At 60.6% G+C, this 18,340-nt stretch carries 15 protein-coding genes; 3 read left to right on the top strand and 12 right to left on the bottom strand.

Features of this window, described 5'->3' with window-relative positions:
- Nucleotides 1-138: 138 nt before the first annotated feature.
- From ACEN83_RS20310 to ACEN83_RS20335, 6 genes are read right to left on the bottom strand one after another with little or no spacing between them, the layout of a single operon-like run.
- Nucleotides 139-1,881 carry an ABC transporter substrate-binding protein gene (locus ACEN83_RS20310; protein ID WP_407801170.1) on the bottom strand — a complete coding sequence of 581 codons (1,743 nt, stop codon included), beginning with the start codon at nucleotides 1,879-1,881 and terminating at the stop codon, nucleotides 139-141.
- Nucleotides 1,882-1,928: 47 nt separating this feature from the next.
- A complete protein-coding gene (locus ACEN83_RS20315; RefSeq protein WP_015094367.1) occupies nucleotides 1,929-2,201 on the bottom strand; it encodes a DUF2160 domain-containing protein in 273 nt (90 codons plus the stop codon).
- Between the two features lie 10 nt (nucleotides 2,202-2,211).
- Nucleotides 2,212-3,012 (bottom strand): carbohydrate ABC transporter permease, encoded by an 801-nt coding sequence (locus tag ACEN83_RS20320; RefSeq protein ID WP_007970460.1) that lies wholly within the window; start codon nucleotides 3,010-3,012, stop codon nucleotides 2,212-2,214.
- A 10-nt stretch (nucleotides 3,013-3,022) separates the two neighbouring features.
- On the bottom strand, nucleotides 3,023-3,889 hold the full coding sequence (locus ACEN83_RS20325) for a carbohydrate ABC transporter permease (RefSeq protein ID WP_007970461.1): 867 nt from the start codon (nucleotides 3,887-3,889) through the stop codon (nucleotides 3,023-3,025).
- Nucleotides 3,886-5,001 (bottom strand): ABC transporter ATP-binding protein, encoded by a 1,116-nt coding sequence (locus ACEN83_RS20330; protein WP_495578227.1) that lies wholly within the window; start codon nucleotides 4,999-5,001, stop codon nucleotides 3,886-3,888. Before ACEN83_RS20330 ends, ACEN83_RS20325 begins: the two co-directional genes overlap by 4 nt.
- Nucleotides 5,001-6,095 (bottom strand): ABC transporter ATP-binding protein, encoded by a 1,095-nt coding sequence (locus ACEN83_RS20335; RefSeq protein WP_015094365.1) that lies wholly within the window; start codon nucleotides 6,093-6,095, stop codon nucleotides 5,001-5,003. The genes ACEN83_RS20330 and ACEN83_RS20335 overlap by 1 nt, the downstream gene beginning before the upstream one ends.
- A gap of 383 nt (nucleotides 6,096-6,478) precedes the next feature.
- On the opposite strand from ACEN83_RS20335, the gene ACEN83_RS20340 reads away from it, so the two are divergent.
- On the top strand, nucleotides 6,479-8,314 hold the full coding sequence (locus ACEN83_RS20340) for a sigma-54-dependent Fis family transcriptional regulator (RefSeq protein ID WP_495578228.1): 1,836 nt from the start codon (nucleotides 6,479-6,481) through the stop codon (nucleotides 8,312-8,314).
- Between the two features lie 297 nt (nucleotides 8,315-8,611).
- On the opposite strand, the gene cysS is transcribed toward ACEN83_RS20340, so the two are convergent.
- Nucleotides 8,612-9,994, bottom strand: a complete 1,383-nt coding sequence (gene cysS / locus ACEN83_RS20345; RefSeq protein WP_007970481.1) for a cysteine--tRNA ligase — start codon at nucleotides 9,992-9,994, stop codon at nucleotides 8,612-8,614.
- 21 nt (nucleotides 9,995-10,015) lie between these two features.
- The gene (locus ACEN83_RS20350) at nucleotides 10,016-11,713 is read right to left on the bottom strand and encodes a glutamine--tRNA ligase/YqeY domain fusion protein (protein WP_007970483.1); all 1,698 of its coding nucleotides are present in this window, start codon (nucleotides 11,711-11,713) and stop codon (nucleotides 10,016-10,018) included.
- Between the two features lie 251 nt (nucleotides 11,714-11,964).
- Here ACEN83_RS20350 and ACEN83_RS20355 point away from each other — a divergent pair, with 251 nt between their 5' ends.
- Both ACEN83_RS20355 and lpxH read left to right on the top strand, forming a co-directional pair.
- A complete protein-coding gene (locus ACEN83_RS20355) occupies nucleotides 11,965-12,468 on the top strand; it encodes a peptidylprolyl isomerase (protein ID WP_007970485.1) in 504 nt (167 codons plus the stop codon).
- Nucleotides 12,465-13,193 carry a UDP-2,3-diacylglucosamine diphosphatase gene (gene lpxH / locus ACEN83_RS20360; RefSeq protein ID WP_495578229.1) on the top strand — a complete coding sequence of 243 codons (729 nt, stop codon included), beginning with the start codon at nucleotides 12,465-12,467 and terminating at the stop codon, nucleotides 13,191-13,193. Before ACEN83_RS20355 ends, lpxH begins: the two co-directional genes overlap by 4 nt.
- Before the next feature lie 83 nt (nucleotides 13,194-13,276).
- Here the strand turns inward: lpxH and ACEN83_RS20365 are convergent, their stop codons facing one another.
- From ACEN83_RS20365 to ACEN83_RS20380, 4 genes are all read right to left on the bottom strand, one after another.
- Complete coding sequence (locus ACEN83_RS20365) at nucleotides 13,277-14,809, bottom strand: DHA2 family efflux MFS transporter permease subunit (protein ID WP_495578230.1); 1,533 nt, start codon at nucleotides 14,807-14,809, stop codon at nucleotides 13,277-13,279.
- 164 nt (nucleotides 14,810-14,973) lie between these two features.
- Nucleotides 14,974-16,176 carry an HlyD family secretion protein gene (locus ACEN83_RS20370; protein WP_258681747.1) on the bottom strand — a complete coding sequence of 401 codons (1,203 nt, stop codon included), beginning with the start codon at nucleotides 16,174-16,176 and terminating at the stop codon, nucleotides 14,974-14,976.
- A 15-nt stretch (nucleotides 16,177-16,191) separates the two neighbouring features.
- Entirely contained in the window at nucleotides 16,192-17,661 is a 1,470-nt protein-coding gene (locus ACEN83_RS20375) for an efflux transporter outer membrane subunit (RefSeq protein ID WP_495578231.1), read from the bottom strand.
- On the bottom strand, nucleotides 17,658-18,131 hold the full coding sequence (locus ACEN83_RS20380; protein WP_007970494.1) for a MarR family winged helix-turn-helix transcriptional regulator: 474 nt from the start codon (nucleotides 18,129-18,131) through the stop codon (nucleotides 17,658-17,660). The genes ACEN83_RS20375 and ACEN83_RS20380 overlap by 4 nt, the downstream gene beginning before the upstream one ends.
- Nucleotides 18,132-18,340 lie beyond the last annotated feature (209 nt).

The following is an 18,340-nucleotide window of genomic DNA, read 5'->3' on the forward strand; positions in this document are numbered from 1 at the left end:
CTGAGTTTGATGATGTTCGCGAAAATCAGCAGACATACCGTGAAACTGCGAGAGCGGGCTTGCCCGCGAAGACGGCAGATCAAGTACAAAAGTAAACGGCACCTTTCGGTGCCGTTCGCCTTTCACACTCCCAAACACTTACTTACGCGCATCCGCCCACGATTTCAGCAGCTCGCTGTAGCTCACGGTTTCGCCTTTCGGTTTCTCGTTTTCAAGTTTCGGCTTCGGTGCACCCGGCTGGTCGAACCAGTACTGAGCATCGCGCTCGGGGTTCATTTTCGGTGCGCAGGTGGCTTGTGCCTTCGAACGCTCCAGACGGGTCATGATCGCGTCCTGATCCTTGGCCAGGCCGTCGAGTGCCTGTTGCGGAGTTTTGTCGCCGCTGGCCGCTTCGGCGATGTGGCTCCACCACAACTGCGCGAGGCGAGGATAATCAGGCACGTTGGTCCCGGTCGGGGTCCATTGCACGCGGGCCGGGCTGCGGTAGAACTCCACCAGGCCGCCGAGTTTCGGTGCCAGGTCGGTCATCGCCTGCGAATTGATATCCGATTCGCGGATAGGCGTCAGGCCGACGATGGTTTTCTTCAGCGACACGGTTTTCGAGGTCACGAACTGCGCATAGAGCCAGGCCGCCAGTTTCTGCTTCTCAGGCGTGGACTTCATGAAGGTCCAGGACCCCACGTCCTGATAGCCCAGCTTCATGCCCTCTTCCCAGTACGGTCCCCGTGGTGACGGCGCCATGCGCCATTTCGGCGTGCCATCGGCGTTCATCACCGCCAGGCCTGGCTTGGTCATGTCGGCGGTGAAGGCGGTGTACCAGAAAATCTGCTGGGCGATGCTGCCCTGGGACGGCACCGGGCCGGACTCGGAGAAGGTCATGCCCGCCGCTTCCGGAGGCGCGTACTTTTTCAGCCAGTCGACGTACTTGGTGGTGGCGAACACCGCCGCCGGGCCGTTGGTGTCGCCGCCGCGGGTCACGCTGGAACCCACCGGGTGGCAGTCCTCGACACGAATGCCCCACTCGTCCACCGGCAAGCCATTGGGGATGCCCTTGTCGCCGCCACCGGCCATGGAGAACCAGGCATCGGTGAAACGCCAGCCCAGGGACGGGTCCTTCTTGCCGTAGTCCATGTGCCCGTAGACGCGTTTGCCATCGATTTCCTTGACGTCTTCGCTGAAGAACTTGGCAATGTCTTCATAGGCGGACCAGTTCACCGGGACGCCCAGCTCGTAACCGTACTTTTCCTTGAACTTGGCCTTGAGGTCCGCGCGTTCGAACCAGTCGGCGCGGAACCAGTACAGGTTGGCGAACTGCTGGTCAGGCAACTGGTAGATCTTGCCGTCCGGCGCAGTGGTGAAGGAAATGCCGATGAAGTCCTTGAGGTCGAGGGTCGGCGAGGTGAAGTCCTTGCCTTCGTTCGCCATCAGGTCGGTGATCGATTCGGTCTTGCCGTACCGAAAGTGCGTACCGATCAAGTCCGAGTCGTTGACCCAGCCGTCATAGATGCTCTTGTCCGATTGCATCACGGTCTGCAGCTTTTCCACCACGTCGCCTTCCTGCAGCAGGTCGTGGGTCAGCTTGATCCCGGTGATCTCGGTAAAGGCCTTGGCCAGCACCTTGGACTCGTACTCGTGGGTGGCGATGGTTTCCGACACCACCTTGATGTTCATTCCGCGAAAGGGTTCCGCCGCCTTGATGAACCACTTCAACTCTTCCAGCTGCTGATCGGCCGTCAGTGTGGATGGCTTGAATTCACTGCCGATCCATTTTTTTGCGGCATCTTCGTAGGCATCGGCCCAGGCCGAAGCGCTCAAACCGCTGAGTGCCAGCATGGCTGCCAATGAAATGCTATGTCGCAGCTTATTGTTTTTGTCGAACATAGAGACCTCCTTATTGAGTTTCGGAGCAACAGTGCCGAGCAATTCGACTAGCCCCAACGCATCACAGCCAACAGCCACACCAGGGACAACGCGAACGCCACCCAGATGCTCCAGTCGGTGACGCCGATTACCAGCAAATGCAGGTAGGCGCTGCCGAGAAGACCGATGAACAAACGATCGCCACGGGTGGTGGCAATCGGTAGCAAACCTCGCCGAAGCACGCTCGGCGAACGCAACTCCCAGGTGGTCATGCCCACCAGGATCAAGGCAATGACGCCGAAGAACGCCGCCGTGGGGGCGGTCCAACTCATCCATTCCATCATCAGCTCCTCATACCCGGCCCAGGGCAAAGCCCTTGGCCACGTGGTTGCGAACAAACCAGATCACCAGCATGCCCGGCAGGATGGTCAACACCCCCGCCGCCGCCAGTACACCCCAGTCGATACCGGATGCCGAAACGGTGCGGGTCATCACCGCTGCGATGGGTTTGGCGTTCACCGAGGTGAGGGTTCGTGCCAGCAGCAGTTCGACCCAGGAAAACATGAAGCAGAAGAACGCCGTTACGCCGATGCCGGAGCCGATCAGCGGAATGAAAATCTTCACGAAGAACTTGGGGAAACTGTAGCCATCGATGTAGGCGGTTTCGTCGATTTCCTTGGGTACGCCGGACATGAACCCTTCGAGAATCCACACCGCCAGCGGCACATTGAACAGGCAGTGAGCCAGGGCCACGGCAATATGGGTGTCGAACAACCCGATCGACGAATACAGCTGGAAGAACGGCAACAGGAACACCGCCGGCGGCGCCATGCGGTTGGTCAGCAGCCAGAAGAACAGGTGCTTGTCGCCCAGGAAGCGATAGCGCGAGAAGGCATAGGCCGCCGGCAGTGCCACGGTCAGGGAAATGATCGTGTTCAGGCTCACGTAATACGCCGAGTTGATGTAGCCGGTATACCAGCTCGGGTCGGTGAAGATCACCTTGTAGTTGGCCAGGGTGAAATCCTGCGGAAACAGCGTCAGGCCGCCGAGGATTTCGCTGTTGCTCTTGAAGGACATGTTCAGCAGCCAGTAGATCGGCACCAGCAGGAACAGGATGTAGAGCAGCAAAGGGATAAGCTTTCTTTTGCTCATGGCGCGGGCCTCAACGGTTGGCGTCAGAGTGAGTCATGGCGGTGTAGAACAGCCAGGACACCAACAGGATGATCAGGAAGTACACCAGCGAGAACGCCGCGGCCGGCCCCAGGTCGAATTGCCCTACGGCCATCTGCGTCAGGGTCTGGCTGAGGAATGTCGTGGCATTGCCCGGACCGCCGCCGGTCAGCACGAACGGCTCGGTGTAGATCATGAAACTGTCCATGAAACGCAGCATCACGGCGATCAGCAGCACGCTCTTGAGCTTGGGCAACTGGATATGCCGGAACACCGCCCAGGCCGAGGCACGATCGATTCGCGCCGCCTGGTAATACACATCCGGAATCGCCCGCAACCCGGAGAAACACAACAGCGCCACCAGCGAGGTCCAGTGCCAGACGTCCATCACCAGCACGGTGACCCAGGCGTCCGCGGTGTTCGCCGCATAGTTGTAGCTGATGCCCATGGCATTGAGGCTCGAACCGAGCAGGCCGATGTCGGCGCGGCCGAAGATCTGCCAGATGGTGCCGACCACGTTCCACGGGATCAGTAGCGGGATGGCCAGCACGATCAGTACCACCGAAGACCAGCGGCCCTTGGTCGGCATGGTCAGGGCGATGGCGATGCCCAGCGGAATTTCGATCAGCAGCACGCAAGCGGAATAGATGAACTGGCGCAGCAGCGAGTCGTGCAGCCGAGGGTCGAGCAGTACCTGTTTGTACCAATCGGCACCGACGAAATAGCGGCTGGACTGGTCGAAAATGTCCTGCACCGAATAGTTGACCACAGTCATCATCGGGATCACCGCACTGAACGCCACCAGCAGGAACACCGGCAACACCAGCCACCAGGCCTTGTTGTTCTGCACCTTGTTCATGGCTGCGCCTCCTGGTTGGCATGGGCTTCGAGCAGGAAATCATCGGCATACACCATCAACCACTGCGCCGGAAAGCTGATGTAGGCCGTGCCTTGCGGCACCGGTTTGTCTTCGGCCAGGCGCACTTTCAGGGGCGCGCCGTCGAGGTTGAGGGTCATGATCTTGTAGGTGCCCAGGTCCTCGACGTGTACGACCTGTGCCCGCAGCGCGTCATCAAAGGCTTCGTCCCAGACATGGACGAACTCCGGGCGAATGCCGACCTTCAGGGTTTTCCATTCGGATTCGGCGATGCGTTGCTGCATGGCCTCGGACAGCGGCAGGTGGGTCGAGGCGAACCCGACGCCCCCCGGTTGTGGCTGCACCTCGATCAGGTTCATCCCCGGGCTGCCGATGAAGTAGCCGACAAAGGTGTGGCTCGGGCGCTCGAACAGTTCCCGTGGTGTGCCGAATTGCACGATCTGCCCGCCGTACATCACCGCAATCTTGTCGGCGAAGGTCGAGGCCTCCAGTTGATCGTGGGTGACGTAGACCATGGTGATGTTGAACTGTTCGTGGATCTGCTTGAGCTTGCGTCGCAGCTTCCACTTCAGGTGCGGGTCGATCACCGTCAGCGGCTCGTCGAACAGGATCGCCGACACATCGTCGCGCACCAGCCCGCGGCCCATGGAGACTTTCTGTTTTTCGTCGGCGGTGAGGTTGCGCGCCTTTTTGTTCAGCAGGTTCTGCAGGTCGAGGACTTCGGCGATTTCCTGGACCTTGGTATGGATTCTTGCCTCGGCCATGCCCTGGTTGCGCAGGGGGAAGGCCAGGTTGTCGAACACCGTCATGGTGTCGTAGACCACCGGGAACTGAAAAACCTGAGCAATGTTGCGCTTCTCCGGCGTCAGGTCGTTGACCGCTTTGCCGTCGAACAAGACATGCCCCTGGGACGGGCTGAGCAGCCCGGAAATAATGTTGAGCAAGGTTGATTTGCCACAGCCCGACGGACCGAGCAACGCATAGGCGCCGCCCTGCTCCCAGATGTGGTCCATCTCGCGGATCGCGTAGTCCTCGGGTCCCACCGGGGTTTTGGTGTAGCTGTGGGCGAGGTTCTGCAAACGAATTTCGGCCATCAGGCTACCCTCGCGACACGCTGGCCCGGCGCCTGCACCAGCCGGCCCTGCGTATCGAACACAAACAGTTTATGGGTCGGGATGTAGATACGGATCGGCGCGTCGACGTCGTACTCGTGAACACCCGGCAAGTGCAGCACCAGCAGGAAATGCTCGTTGCGCACGTGCAGGAAAGTTTCCGAGCCACTGATCTCCGCCACCTCGACGGTCACCGCCAGTTCAAGGTCATCGTCATTGCTCGGCACCAGCGAGATATGGCTGGGTCGCACGCCGAAACGGAACTCGCCCTCGCCCACCGGGCGCAAATCGACGTTCAGCGGAAAGTGCACGAAGTTGGCGAAACTCACTTCGTTGCCGGCAATGCGCCCCGGCATCAGGTTGATCGGCGGCTCGGAGAACAGCTCCGCCGCCAGCACGGTTTGCGGCTGGTGATAGACCGAAGACGACTGGCCGCTCTGGATTACCCGGCCTTCGTGAAGAATGGTGGTGGTACCGCCCAGGGCAAGGGCTTCGTTGGGTTCGGTGGTGGCATAGATCGCGATGGTATGGCGCGCCTTGAACAGCTCGCGCATTTCCTGGCGCAGCTCTTCGCGCAACTTGTAATCGAGGTTGACCAGCGGCTCGTCGAACAGGATCAACTCGGCATCCTTGACCAGCGCCCGGGCCATGGCCGTGCGTTGTTGCTGGCCACCGGAAAGCTCCAGCGGATAACGCTTCAGAAACTTTTCGATGCGCAGCATCTTCGCAGTTTCCAGCACCTTGCTCTGGATCAGCTCGCTGGATACACCGGCCTGGCGCAGCGGCGAGGCGATGTTGTCGAACACCGTCATGGTCGGGTAATTGATGAACTGCTGATAGACCATCGACACATTGCGCAAGCGCACCGGCCGTTGGGTAACGTCGACGCCGTTCATCAGGATGCGGCCGCTGTCGGGCTTGTCCAGACCGGCCATCAGGCGCATCAGGCTGGTTTTGCCGGACAGGGTGCGCCCCAGCAAAACGTTGAAGGAACCGGGTTCAAAACTCAGGTTGGCATCGTCGATCCAGGTCTGGCCCTCGACGGTGCGGCTGACGTGCTCCAGGGTGAGTGACATGGCTCGGCCTTTTATTATTGGAGTCAAGCGACCGGAGCGATAAAGCGACATCCGTGCCAAAAATCCCAAACCATTGATTCAGCTAGAAATGAGTGGAAACCACAGCCCGTCGACGTTCGTTGCTGAACACAAATGAACAATCTGAAATGAACAATTGAACAGTTCACCCATTGACAGTGAACAATAGTGAACAACACTCTATGGACTGTTCACGCAGACCTGTAGGAGCCCGGCTTGCCGGCGATGGCGTCTTCAAAAACGCTATCGCCGGCAAGCCGGACTCCTACAGGTTCGCGGCATGTTCAGAACATCACGTGCGAGATCCGACGTGGTGTGCACTACCCCATAACAACAATAAAATGCTGATTCAGAGACTGACTGCCATGCCCGCACCCGCATCGCCGCTGTCCCACGACGCCATCATCCAGGACTCCTGGTCGCGTTGCCGCGCGTTCGGCCTCAGTCATCAGAGCGCGCCGACATTCGATCAATTGCCGGCCGCAGGCATCGCGCAACTGCTGGAGAGCCAGCATTCACTGGTGCAAACCACCCATCAGGAAGTGCTGCCCTACTACGAAAACATCCTGAGCAATTCCAATTGCCTGATCATGCTCGCCGACCATCAGGGCCAGGTGCTTACGTCCTGGGGCACCCAGCGCTTTATCGAGCCGAAGCTGGCCCGGGGCTTCAGCGCCGGCGCCAGCTGGATGGAACGTTGCACCGGCACCAACGCCATTGGTACCGCCCTGGCCTGTGAGCAAGCCGTGCACATCGAGCACGACGAGCATTTCCTCAAGGCCAACCGCTTCATGACCGGTTCCGCCGCGCCGATTTTCGATGCCGAGCGCAAGGTGATCGCGGTGCTGGATGTGTCCAGCGACAGCTACCTGCCACCATCGCACACCCTGGGCATGGTCAAGATGATGAGCCAGACCGTGGAAAACCGGCTGATCCTCAACCTGTTCCATGGCCAGCATTTCCAGTTGACGTTCAATACCGGGCTGAACAACCTCGACAGCCAATGGGCCGGCTTGCTGATTTTCGATGAAAGTGGCCAGGTGCTGTCGGCCAATCGCCGGGCCGACAATCTGCTGGGCATCAGCCTGTCGCGGGTCAGTGTCGAGAGCCTGTTCAAGGTCTCGCTGCTGGAACTGCTCAATCAGCCCGAAGGCCTGCCCTTCGCCTTGCAAACCTCAGGACGCAACCGCTTCCAGTGCCTGCTGAAGCGGCCGAAACAGGCATCCATTCAACCCCGAGTGTTCACCGAGCCGGTTGTCGCTACACCCGCGGCCATCAGCCTCAACACCCTGCATTTCGGCGACAGCCGCGTGGAAAAAGCCGTGCGCCAGGCCGAACGCTTGCTGGAAAAAGACATTCCACTGCTGATCCACGGTGAAACCGGGGTCGGCAAGGAAGTGTTCGTCAAAGCCCTGCACCAGGCCAGTTCGCGCAGCAAACAAGCGCTCATCGCCGTCAACTGTGCGGCGATCCCCGCCGAACTGGTAGAATCCGAGCTGTTCGGCTATGAGAAAGGCGCGTTCACCGGGGCCAACCAGAAAGGCAGCATCGGGCTGATCCGCAAGGCTGACAAAGGCACGCTGTTTCTCGACGAAATCGGTGACATGCCGCTGCCGACTCAGGCGCGACTGTTGCGGGTGTTGCAGGAGCGTTGCGTGCAGCCAGTGGGCAGCAGCGAATTGTTCCCTGTGGACTTGCGCATCATTTCAGCGACCAATCGCTCGCTGCGCGAACAAGTACAACTGGGGCGGTTTCGTGAAGACTTGTACTACCGCATCGGCGGCCTGACCCTGGAACTGCCGCCCCTGCGTGAGCGCAGCGATAAGGAGGCACTGTTCAAACGCCTGTGGGAGCAGCACCGCGAACCGGCGCAATGGGCTGGTTTGAGCCAGGAAGTGATGACGTTATTCAGCCGCCACCCGTGGCCGGGCAACTTGCGCCAGGTCAGCAGCGTGATCCAGGTGGCCCTGGCCATGGCCGAGGAACAACCGGTGCGGGCAGAGCACTTGCCGGATGATTTTTTTGTCGACCTGGAGATGGAACCCGTGGAGACGCCGGAGCCGCTGGGCATCGACTTGAATGATGTGGAAGCACTGAATCGGCAGTTGCAGGCGGTCGGCGGGAATATTTCGTATCTGGCGCGGTTGTTGGGGGTTAGCCGCAATACACTTTACAAGCGGTTGCGGCAGTTGGACGGTTGAAAAAGATCGCAGCCTTCGGCAGCTCCTACAAGGTGTACGCAATCCATATGTAGGAGCTGCCGAAGGCTGCGATCTTTTGATTCTAAAAAACAAAAACCCGCACAAGGCGGGTTTTGTCTGTAACTCAAGCAGCAATCAGTCAGCCAGACGAAAGCGAAGATCAAAAGATCGCAGCCTGCGGCAGCTCCTACAAGGTGTACGCAATCCATATGTAGGAGCTGCCGCAGGCTGCGATCTTTTGATTCTAAAAAACAAAAACCCGCACAAGGCGGGTTTTGTCTGTAGCGCAAGCAGCAATCAGTCAGCCAGACGCCAGGTCGTGCCGCCCTTGCCGTCTTCCAGCACCACGCCCATGGCGGTGAGCTGGTCGCGGATGCGGTCGGATTCGGCCCAGTCCTTGCCGGCACGTGCCGCCAGGCGAGCGGCAATCAGCGCCTCGACTTCGGCTGCATCCACGCGCCCTTCGGCACCGGCCTGCAGGAAGTCATCGGCTTCGAGCTGCAACACACCCAGCACGCTGGCCAGTTCTTTCAGACGCGCCGCCAGGCCGGCCGCTGCATTGAGATCGCTCTCGCGCAGACGGTTGATCTCGCGGACCATCTCGAACAGCACCGCGCAGGCTTCCGGCGTGCCGAAGTCGTCGTTCATCACCTGGGTGAAACGCTCGACGAAGGCTTCGCCGCCGGCAGGTGCCACGTTCGGCAGGCCTTTCAGCGCGTGGTAGAAACGCTCCAGGGCGCCCTTGGCGTCCTTGAGGTTGTCTTCCGAATAGTTGATCGCGCTGCGGTAGTGGCTCGACACCAGCAGGTAACGCACGACTTCCGGGTGGTACTTGTCGAGCACGTCGCGGATGGTGAAGAAGTTGTTCAAGGACTTGGACATCTTCTCGCCATTGATACGGATCATGCCGCAATGCATCCACGCGTTGGCGTAGGTCTTGCCGGTGGCCGCTTCGCTCTGGGCGATTTCGTTTTCGTGGTGCGGGAACTCGAGATCGCTGCCGCCGCCATGAATGTCGAAGGTCTCGCCCAGGCAGCAGGTCGACATCACCGAGCATTCGATGTGCCAGCCCGGACGCCCGGCGCCCCACGGCGATTCCCAGCTCGGTTCGCCCGGCTTGGCGGCTTTCCACAGCACGAAGTCCAGCGGATCCTGCTTGGACTCGTCGACTTCGATGCGCGCGCCGATGCGCAGGTCTTCGATCTTCTTGCGCGACAGCTTGCCGTAGCCCATGAACTTGCCGACGCGGTAGTACACGTCACCATTGCCCGGGGCATAGGCGTAGCCCTTGTCGATCAGGGTCTGGATCATCGCGTGCATGCCCGGGATGTGATCGGTGGCACGCGGCTCCATGTCCGGCTTCTTGATGTTCAGGCGCGCTTCGTCTTCGTGCATCGCCGCGATCATGCGCTCGGTCAAGGCTTCGAACGACTCGCCGTTCTCGTTGGCCCGGTTGATGATCTTGTCGTCAATGTCGGTGATGTTGCGCACATAAGTCAGGTCGTAGCCGCTGAAACGCAACCAGCGGGTTACCAGGTCGAACGCAACCATGCTGCGGCCGTGGCCCAGGTGGCAGTAGTCGTACACGGTCATGCCGCACACGTACATGCGCACCTTGTTGCCATCGAGCGGCTTGAAGACTTCTTTGCTCTTGGTGAGCGTGTTGTAGATCGTAAGCACGTTATTTCCCTTGACGCTGAATCACTGGCCCCACGAATCACGCAGGGTCACGGTACGGTTGAATACCGGCTGACCTGGTTTCGAGTCCTTCAAATCGGCAACGAAGTAACCTTCGCGCTCGAACTGGAAACGGTCTTCCGGCTGTGCATTGCCCAGCGAAGGCTCAGCACGACAACCGGTGAGTACCTGCAGCGAATCAGGGTTGATGTTGTCCAGGAAACTGGCGCTGTCTTCGGCCTTCTCCGGGTTCGGAGAACGGAACAGACGATCGTACAGACGCACTTCGCACTCGACGCTGGCCGCGGCCGGCACCCAGTGGATCACGCCTTTGACCTTGCGGCCTTCCGGGTTCTTGCCCAGGGTGTCCGGATCGTACGAGCAGCGCAGTTCGACGATGTTGCCATCGGCGTCCTTGATCGCTTCGTCGGCCCGGATCACGTAGCTGCCACGCAGACGCACTTCACCGGCCGGTTCCAGGCGCTTGTAGCCCTTCGGCGGCTCTTCCATGAAGTCTTCACGGTCGATGTAGATTTCACGGGCGAACGGCAAAGCTCGCACGCCCATGTCTTCCTTCGGATGACGCGGCAGTTCGAGGTTTTCGACCTGGCCTTCCGGGTAGTTGGTGATCACGACTTTCAGCGGACGCAGCACGCACATGGCACGCGGGGCGCTCTGGTCGAGGTCGTCACGGATGCTGAACTCGAGCATGCCGAAGTCGACCACGCCGTCGGAACGGTTGGTGCCGATCATTTCGCAGAAGTTGCGGATCGATTTCGGCGTGTAGCCACGGCGGCGGAAACCCGACAGCGTGGACATGCGCGGGTCGTCCCAGCCGTTGACGTGCTTTTCATCGACCAACTGCTTGAGCTTGCGCTTGCTGGTGATGGTGTAGTTCAGGTTCAGGCGGCTGAACTCGTACTGGCGCGGGTTGGCCGGTACCGGCAGATGCTCGAGGAACCACTCGTACAGCGGACGGTGGCTTTCGAACTCCAGGGTGCAGATCGAGTGGGTGATGCCTTCGATGGCGTCCGACTGACCGTGGGTGAAGTCGTAGTTCGGGTAGATGCACCACTTGTCACCGGTCTGGTGGTGGTGAGCGTGACGGATGCGATACATGATCGGGTCACGCAGGTTCATGTTCGGCGAGGCCATGTCGATCTTGGCCCGCAGCACGCGTGCGCCGTCCGGGAACTCGCCAGCCTTCATGCGGGCGAACAGGTCCAGGTTCTCTTCGACGCTGCGGTCGCGGAACGGGCTGTTCTTGCCAGGTTCGGTCAGGCTGCCACGGTATTCCTTGGCTTGCTCCGGAGTCAGGTCATCGACGTAGGCATTGCCGGATTTGATCAGCTCCACCGCCCAGTCGTGCAACTGGTCGAAATACTGCGAGGCGTAGCGCACTTCACCGGACCACTCGAAGCCCAGCCATTTGACGTCGCTTTCGATCGCGTCGATGTATTCCTGGTCTTCCTTGGCCGGGTTGGTGTCGTCGAAACGCAAGTGCGTGACGCCGCCGAACTCCTGGGCCAGGCCGAAGTTCACACAGATCGACTTGGCATGGCCGATGTGCAGGTAGCCGTTGGGCTCAGGCGGGAAACGGGTGACGATCTGCGTGTGCTTGCCCGAGTCCAGGTCTGCCTGGATGATCGGCCGCAGGAAGTTGACCGGCACGGCTGGGCCGGTCTTGGCATTCGAGGTAGGGTCGACAGTGGGCTTGCTCATAGGATCCTTGAACGTACAAGTGCGTGGCCGTAATGAAGGCCGGACAAAACAAAGCCGCTATCATAGCCGATGCCGTCAAGTACCTGACAGAGCGCACTCTGTAAACCGTCGCATTTAATGGGCCGCAAATGAAAAAACTGCCTCGAAATTCGTGCCTGTCACGCTAAACTGCGCACCTTGGCCGAGACAGGCTGAACCGGTTACGGGATGGAATGTCCCAAAACCACGAATTCCCTTAGTGAGTAACGATCATGACCCAAGTCAAACTGACTACCAATTTCGGCGACATCGTCATCGAACTGAACGCCGACAAAGCCCCGATCACCGTGGCCAACTTCGTCGAGTACGTTAAAGCCGGTCACTACGAAAACACCGTTTTCCACCGTGTCATCGGTAACTTCATGATCCAGGGCGGCGGTTTCGAGCCAGGCATGAAAGAAAAGAAAGACAAGCGTCCAAGCATCCAGAACGAAGCCGACAACGGTCTTTCCAACGACAAGTACACCATCGCCATGGCCCGCACCATGGAGCCGCATTCGGCTTCCGCACAGTTCTTCATCAACGTGGCGGACAACAGCTTCCTCAACCACAGCGGCAAGAACGTTCAAGGCTGGGGCTACGCGGTATTCGGTAAAGTGACCGCCGGCACCGACGTTGTCGACAAGATCAAAGGCGTGGCCACCACTTCCAAGGCCGGTCACCAGGACGTACCGGCAGACGACGTGATCATCGAGAAAGCCGAGATCATTGAGTGATATTGCTGATTTCAGATTTACATCTGGAAGAGGAGCGCCCGGACATTACCCGGGCGTTTCTGGATTTGCTCGCCGGACGCGCCCGCTCGGCGAGTGCGTTGTACATCCTGGGCGACTTTTTCGAGGTGTGGATTGGCGACGACGCCATGACGCCCTTCCAGCGTTCCATCTGCCAGGCCCTGCGCGCCCTCAGCGACAGCGGCACGGCCATTTTCCTGATGCACGGCAATCGCGATTTCATGCTCGGCAAGGCCTTCTGCAAGCAGGCCGGCTGCACCCTGCTGAAGGACCCGAGTGTCGTGCAATTCAACGGCGAGCCGGTGCTGCTGATGCACGGTGACAGCCTGTGCACCCGCGACGAAGGCTATATGAAGCTGCGCCGCTACCTGCGCAACCCGATCACCCTGTTCATCCTGCGCAACCTGCCCTTGCGCACCCGGCACAAGCTGGCGCGCAAACTGCGCAATGAAAGCCGTGCCCAGGTGCGGATGAAGGCCAATGACATCGTCGACGTCACGCCCGAAGAGATTCCGCGGATCATGCAGGAGTACGGGGTGAAGACCTTGATCCATGGGCATACCCATCGTCCGGCCATCCACAAGCTGCAGTTGGGCGACCAGGCCGCCCGGCGCATTGTGCTGGGGGATTGGGATCGCCAAGGGTGGGCGTTGCAGGTGGATGAGCAAGGGTTTGCGCTGGCGCCGTTTGACTTCGCAGCGTCTTGAAGATCAAGAGATCGCAGCCTTCGGCAGCTCCTACAGGCGTACACATGCCTGTGTAGGAGCTGCCGAAGGCTGCGATCTTTTAATCAATGCCCGGCGGAGGCCGCAGGCCCGGCCTTGGCCGTAAACGGCGGCTTGGCCAGCCACACGATCAGGATCAGCCCCATGAACATCCAGCCCAGCAAGGTGAAGTAATCCACCGTGGACATGATGTACGCCTGGCTGATCACCATCTGATCCAGTTGCGTGTAGGCCTTGGCCCCCGCCCCGCCCAGGTTGCTCAGTGCTTCGCGGGTCGCCGGGTCGAACGGGGTGATGCTTTCGGTCAGGTAGGCATGGTGCTGGTCGGCACGGCGAATCCAGATCCAGGTGGTCAGCGACGCCGCGAAACTACCGCCCAGGGTCCGCAGGAACGTCGCCAACCCGGAGCCGTCGGCAATCTGGCTCGGCGGCAGGTCCGAAAGCAGGATGGTCAGGGTCGGCATGAAGAACAACGCCACGCCGATCCCCATGAACAGCTGCACCATGGCGATGTGCTGGAAGTCCACTTCATTGGTGAACCCGGCGCGCATGAAGCAACTGAGGCCGATGGCCAGGAACGCCCCGCCCGCCAGTAACCGCATGTCGAATTTCGGTGCATATTTGCCAACAAAGGGTGCCAGCAACACCGGCAGGATCCCCAGCGGTGCCACGGCAAAACCGGCCCAGGTCGCGGTGTAGCCCAGTCGCGTTTGCAGCCACTGCGGCAGGATCAGGTTGATCCCGAAGAACCCGGCATAGCCCAGGATCAGCACGATGGTGCCGTAGCGGAAGTTGCGGTGGGCGAACAGGCGCAGGTTGACCACCGGGTGTTCGTCGGTCATTTCCCAGATGATGAAGAAGGCCAGGGCTACCACTGAAATCACACTGCCGATCACGATGAAGCTGGATTCGAACCAGTCGGCATCGTTGCCCTTGTCGAGCACAATTTGCAGCGCGCCGACACCGATAATCAGCGCGATCAGACCGACGTAATCCATTGGCTGGCGGCTGGTGGCCACCGGGCGCTTTTTCATCTGCTGGGTGACCACCCATGCCGCGAACAGGCCGATCGGCACGTTGATGAAGAAAATCCACGGCCAGCTGTAGCTGTCGGTGATCCAGCCGCCAAGGATCGGCCCGGCAATCGGCGCGACCACCGTGACCATCGCCAGCAACGCCAGGGCCAGCCCCCGTTTCGCCGGCGGATAGACCGCGATCAGCAATGTCTGGGTCATCGGGTACAACGGCCCCGCCACCACCCCTTGCAGCACCCGGAAGCCCACCAGCTCGGGCATCGAGGTGGATATCCCGCACAGGAACGAGGCCAGCACGAACAGCAGCGTAGCCCAGACAAACAGCTTCACCTCACCAAAACGCCGACTGAGCCAACCGGTCAGCGGCAAGGCGATGGCATTGCTCACCGCAAACGAGGTGATGACCCAGGTGCCCTGCTCCGAACTCACGCCCAGGTTGCCGGAAATCGTCGGCAACGCCACGTTGGCGATGGTGGTGTCGAGCACCTGCATGAAGGTCGCCAGCGACAGGCCGATGGTGCTGAGCAGCAGGCTGGGGGGCGTGAAAGAGGCGTTATTGCTCATCGCGAATCCTTGGAAGCCTGATTGGTGCTGCGTCCGTTACGGACGCAGCCAACCCTGTGGGAGCGGGCTTGCCCGCGAAGAGGTCGGCACATTCAACATGGATGTCGCCTGACGCTCCGCCTTCGCGAGCAAGCCCGCTCCCACAGGGGCGGTGTAGTGGCGAATCAGCGTTGCGCGGTTTTGCTGACCGCCGCGCTGTTGTCGTGGATCAACTGGGTGATCATCGCGTCGGCCTCGGCCAACTGACGATCGTAGACATTGGTGCTGAACGAAGCCTTCTGCGGCGGTTGTTGCGCCAACACCGGTCCGCTCTGGTCGTGCAGGTCCACGTCGACCATGGTCGACAGGCCGACCCGCAGCGGATGTTTGGCCAGTTCCTCGGCGTTGACGTGGACTCGCACCGGTACGCGCTGCACGATCTTGATCCAGTTGCCGGTGGCGTTCTGCGCCGGCAGCAGGGCAAAGGCGCTGCCGGTCCCGGCGCCGAGGCTGTCGATGGTGCCGCTGTATTTGACGCTGCTGCCGTACAGGTCCGTCTCGATCTCCACCGGTTGGCCAATGCGCATGTCACGCAATTGGGTTTCCTTGAAGTTGGCGTCGATCCACAGTTGATCCAGCGGAATCACCGCCATCAGCGCGGTACCCGGTTGCACGCGCTGGCCCAGTTGCACCGAGCGCTTGGCCACGTAACCGGTGACCGGTGCAATCAGGACGCTGCGTGAGTTGTTCAGGTAGGCCTGACGCAGTTGTGCGGCGGCGGCCATCACATCGGGGTGCGAAGAAACCACGGTGTCATCGACCAGCGCGCTGGTGGTCTTGAGCTTTTGTTCGGCATTGGCCAGGGCGTTTTGCGCCGAGGTCAGGTCGTCGCGGGCGTGGGACAGCTCTTCCTGGGAAATCGCCCCGCCGGCGGCGAGGTTCTTGCGGCGGCTGAAGTTGTCCTGGGCCTTTTGCACTTCGGCTTTCTGCGCGTTGACCTGGGCTTTCATGCCATCCACATCGCTGTACAGGCCGCGCACCTGACGCACGGTTCGCGCCAGATTGGCCTGAGCGTTTTGCAGCCCGATTTCGGCGTCGTTCGGGTCGAAGTTCACCAGCACCTGGCCTTCATGCACCAGATCGCCATCGTCGGCGCCGATGCTGACCACAGTGCCCGTGACCAGCGGGGTGATTTCCACCACATTGCCGTTCACATAGGCGTCGTCGGTGCTTTCGCTCCAGCGTCCGTAGAACTCGTGATAAGCCCAGACGCCCGCGCCACTCAGCACGACGGCGACAGCGAGGATCAACAACATGAACTTGCGCTTGCCCGAGTTGGGGTTGCCTTGGGTGTTTTCCGGAGGTTGAGTTGTATCGGCAGTGGCCATGACAAGTACCTTGAATTAGTGGGTCAGCGTGGCTGGCGTGGCATTGGCCGAGGCGATGGCCTCAGGCTGGAAACCGCCGCCCAGCGCCTGCATCAGTTGGATCGACAGGTCGATCTGCTCGGCATTCAGGTTGGCCAGCTGACGCTGGGCCTGGAGCAATTGCTGCTCGATGCTGAGCACGTCCAGGTAGTTGCCGATGCCGGAACCGTAACGCTGGACCACGGTGTTGTAGGACTCCTGGGCGATGTCGGTGGCGTGCTGCTGGGCAGCGATCTGCCGGCCGATATCGCGCAGCTGGTTGATGCTGTCACTGACATCCCCCAGCGCCTTCACCAGGCTTTTGTTGTACTGCGCCACTGCGAGGTCGTAGTCGGCGTCGCGGGAATCGAGGTCGGCGCGCAAGCGGCCACCGTCGAAAATCGGCACAGAAATCGTCGGAGCAATGCTGAAGAAGCGGCTGGCCGATCCAAACATCGCATCGCCCAACAAGGACTCGGCACCGGCAGCGGCGCTGAGGTTCAGGTTGGGGTAGAACCGGGTCTTGCCGGCATCGATGCTTTTGCTCGCCGCCTCGACCCGCCAGCGCGCGGCGACCAGGTCCGGGCGACGCCCGAGCAGCTCGGCCGGCAACACCGAAGGTAGCGCTACCGCACTCGGCTGAAGAATGTTCGGCCGGGCAATTTCATTACCGCGGTCCGGACCTTTGCCGAGCAGCACCGCAAGAGCGATCTTCGCGCTGTTCAGGCGCTTTTCAGCGTCGATCAAATTGGCCTGGGAGGTGGCTTCGAGGCTTTCGGTCTGCTGGAACTGGTACTGGCTGTCGATCCCGGCCGTCAGGCGCCGCTGGCTCAGTTCGAGCATTTGCCGGGTGCGCTTGAGGTCTTCGCTGGACAGGTCATACACGATGTGCGCCTGACCGAGATCGCTGTAGGCCCGGGCGACGTCGGCGGCCAATGTCAGTTGCGCGGCCTGCTGGTCGACTTCGGCGGCACGGGCCTGGCCGAGGGCCGCTTCCCAGGCATCGCGCTGGCCGCCCCACAGGTCGAAGTTGTAGTTGAAGCTGGTGCTGATATTACGAATGGTGGCGTACGCGTCGCCCTGCCCGAGCGGGTCCTGGTCCCGGGCCAGGCGCGAGCGGCTGATACCGGCGCTGGCATCCAGGGTCGGCATCCGCGCAGCGTCGGCAGCGTAGGCGGCGGCGCTGGCCTGGTGGGCACGGGCGTCGGCGATCTGCATGTCCGGGCTGTCGCGCAGGGCCTCGCGGATCAGGCCGTCGAGTTGCGGGTCGCCGAGGCTTTTCCACCAGTCGCTTTTCGGCCAGGCGGCCGGCGACAGGGTCACGCCGCCGAGGGATTGCCCGGCCTTGAAGTTTTTCGCGTCGAGGCTGACACCTTCGGTTTTCAGGCCGCTGTAACTGGCGCAACCGGCCAGGCTCATGGCCAACAAAACCAGGCTCAGGCCGGCACGCAAGGGTTTACTGCTCATTTGTCACCTACTCGCAGCAGGGTGATCGAGTCACCGGCTGCTACCAAAATCTTCTTCAGAATCATCTCCAGGGTTTTCAGCTCATCTGGAGTGATGGCACCGGCCAGTTCATTCATGGCTTCGGCACCGATGTGCGGCAACAGCCCGGCGAGCTTCTGGCCGTCGTCCGTGAGTACCAGCTGCACCTGACGGCGATCCGCCTCGGAGCGTTGGCGGGCGAGGAAGCCCTTCTGTTCCAGACGATCGAGCATGCGAGTCATCGAGCCGCTGTCCAGGGACAGGTGACGGCACAACTCGCCCGGCGAATCGACGCCGTACTGGGCCATGATGATCAACACCTTGAACTGCGCGGCGGTGATGCCGTGGGGTTCCATGTGGGTGTCGATGATCCGGTCCTTGAGCAGCGCGGCGCGTCCGAGCAGCAGGCCAAGATGGCAATTGTGGAAATCGTCTGGAGAGAAATGTTTCATCTGACCACCGGTTAGCTGCCTAGGCAGTGAATGTATGTCGAGATGTTACTGCCTAGGCAGCGAATGTCAACGCAATAGTTAGCATGCTTGGTAATTAGTTGATAAATGGTGTCGGATAAAGCGAAAAGATCGCAGCCTTCGGCAGCACCTACAGGTGTACACAAAACCCTGTAGGAGCTGCCGCAGGCTGCGATCTTTTGATTCAGGCG

The sequence above is a fragment of the Pseudomonas sp. Pseusp49 genome (genome assembly GCF_059491875.1).

What these genes read in the sequence shown, in the direction of transcription:
- ACEN83_RS20310 (WP_407801170.1), bottom strand. Translation starts at nt 1,881, where the DNA reads ATGTTCGACAAAAACAATAAGCTGCGACATAGCATTTCATTGGCAGCC.
- ACEN83_RS20380 (WP_007970494.1), bottom strand. Translation starts at nt 18,131, where the DNA reads ATGAAACATTTCTCTCCAGACGATTTCCACAATTGCCATCTTGGCCTG.
- ACEN83_RS20335 (WP_015094365.1), bottom strand. Translation starts at nt 6,095, where the DNA reads ATGTCACTCACCCTGGAGCACGTCAGCCGCACCGTCGAGGGCCAGACC.
- ACEN83_RS20340 (WP_495578228.1), top strand. Translation starts at nt 6,479, where the DNA reads ATGCCCGCACCCGCATCGCCGCTGTCCCACGACGCCATCATCCAGGAC.
- ACEN83_RS20315 (WP_015094367.1), bottom strand. Translation starts at nt 2,201, where the DNA reads ATGGAATGGATGAGTTGGACCGCCCCCACGGCGGCGTTCTTCGGCGTC.
- ACEN83_RS20370 (WP_258681747.1), bottom strand. Translation starts at nt 16,176, where the DNA reads ATGGCCACTGCCGATACAACTCAACCTCCGGAAAACACCCAAGGCAAC.
- ACEN83_RS20320 (WP_007970460.1), bottom strand. Translation starts at nt 3,012, where the DNA reads ATGAGCAAAAGAAAGCTTATCCCTTTGCTGCTCTACATCCTGTTCCTG.
- ACEN83_RS20355 (WP_007970485.1), top strand. Translation starts at nt 11,965, where the DNA reads ATGACCCAAGTCAAACTGACTACCAATTTCGGCGACATCGTCATCGAA.
- ACEN83_RS20330 (WP_495578227.1), bottom strand. Translation starts at nt 5,001, where the DNA reads ATGGCCGAAATTCGTTTGCAGAACCTCGCCCACAGCTACACCAAAACC.
- ACEN83_RS20365 (WP_495578230.1), bottom strand. Translation starts at nt 14,809, where the DNA reads ATGAGCAATAACGCCTCTTTCACGCCCCCCAGCCTGCTGCTCAGCACC.
- ACEN83_RS20350 (WP_007970483.1), bottom strand. Translation starts at nt 11,713, where the DNA reads ATGAGCAAGCCCACTGTCGACCCTACCTCGAATGCCAAGACCGGCCCA.
- ACEN83_RS20375 (WP_495578231.1), bottom strand. Translation starts at nt 17,661, where the DNA reads ATGAGCAGTAAACCCTTGCGTGCCGGCCTGAGCCTGGTTTTGTTGGCC.
- ACEN83_RS20325 (WP_007970461.1), bottom strand. Translation starts at nt 3,889, where the DNA reads ATGAACAAGGTGCAGAACAACAAGGCCTGGTGGCTGGTGTTGCCGGTG.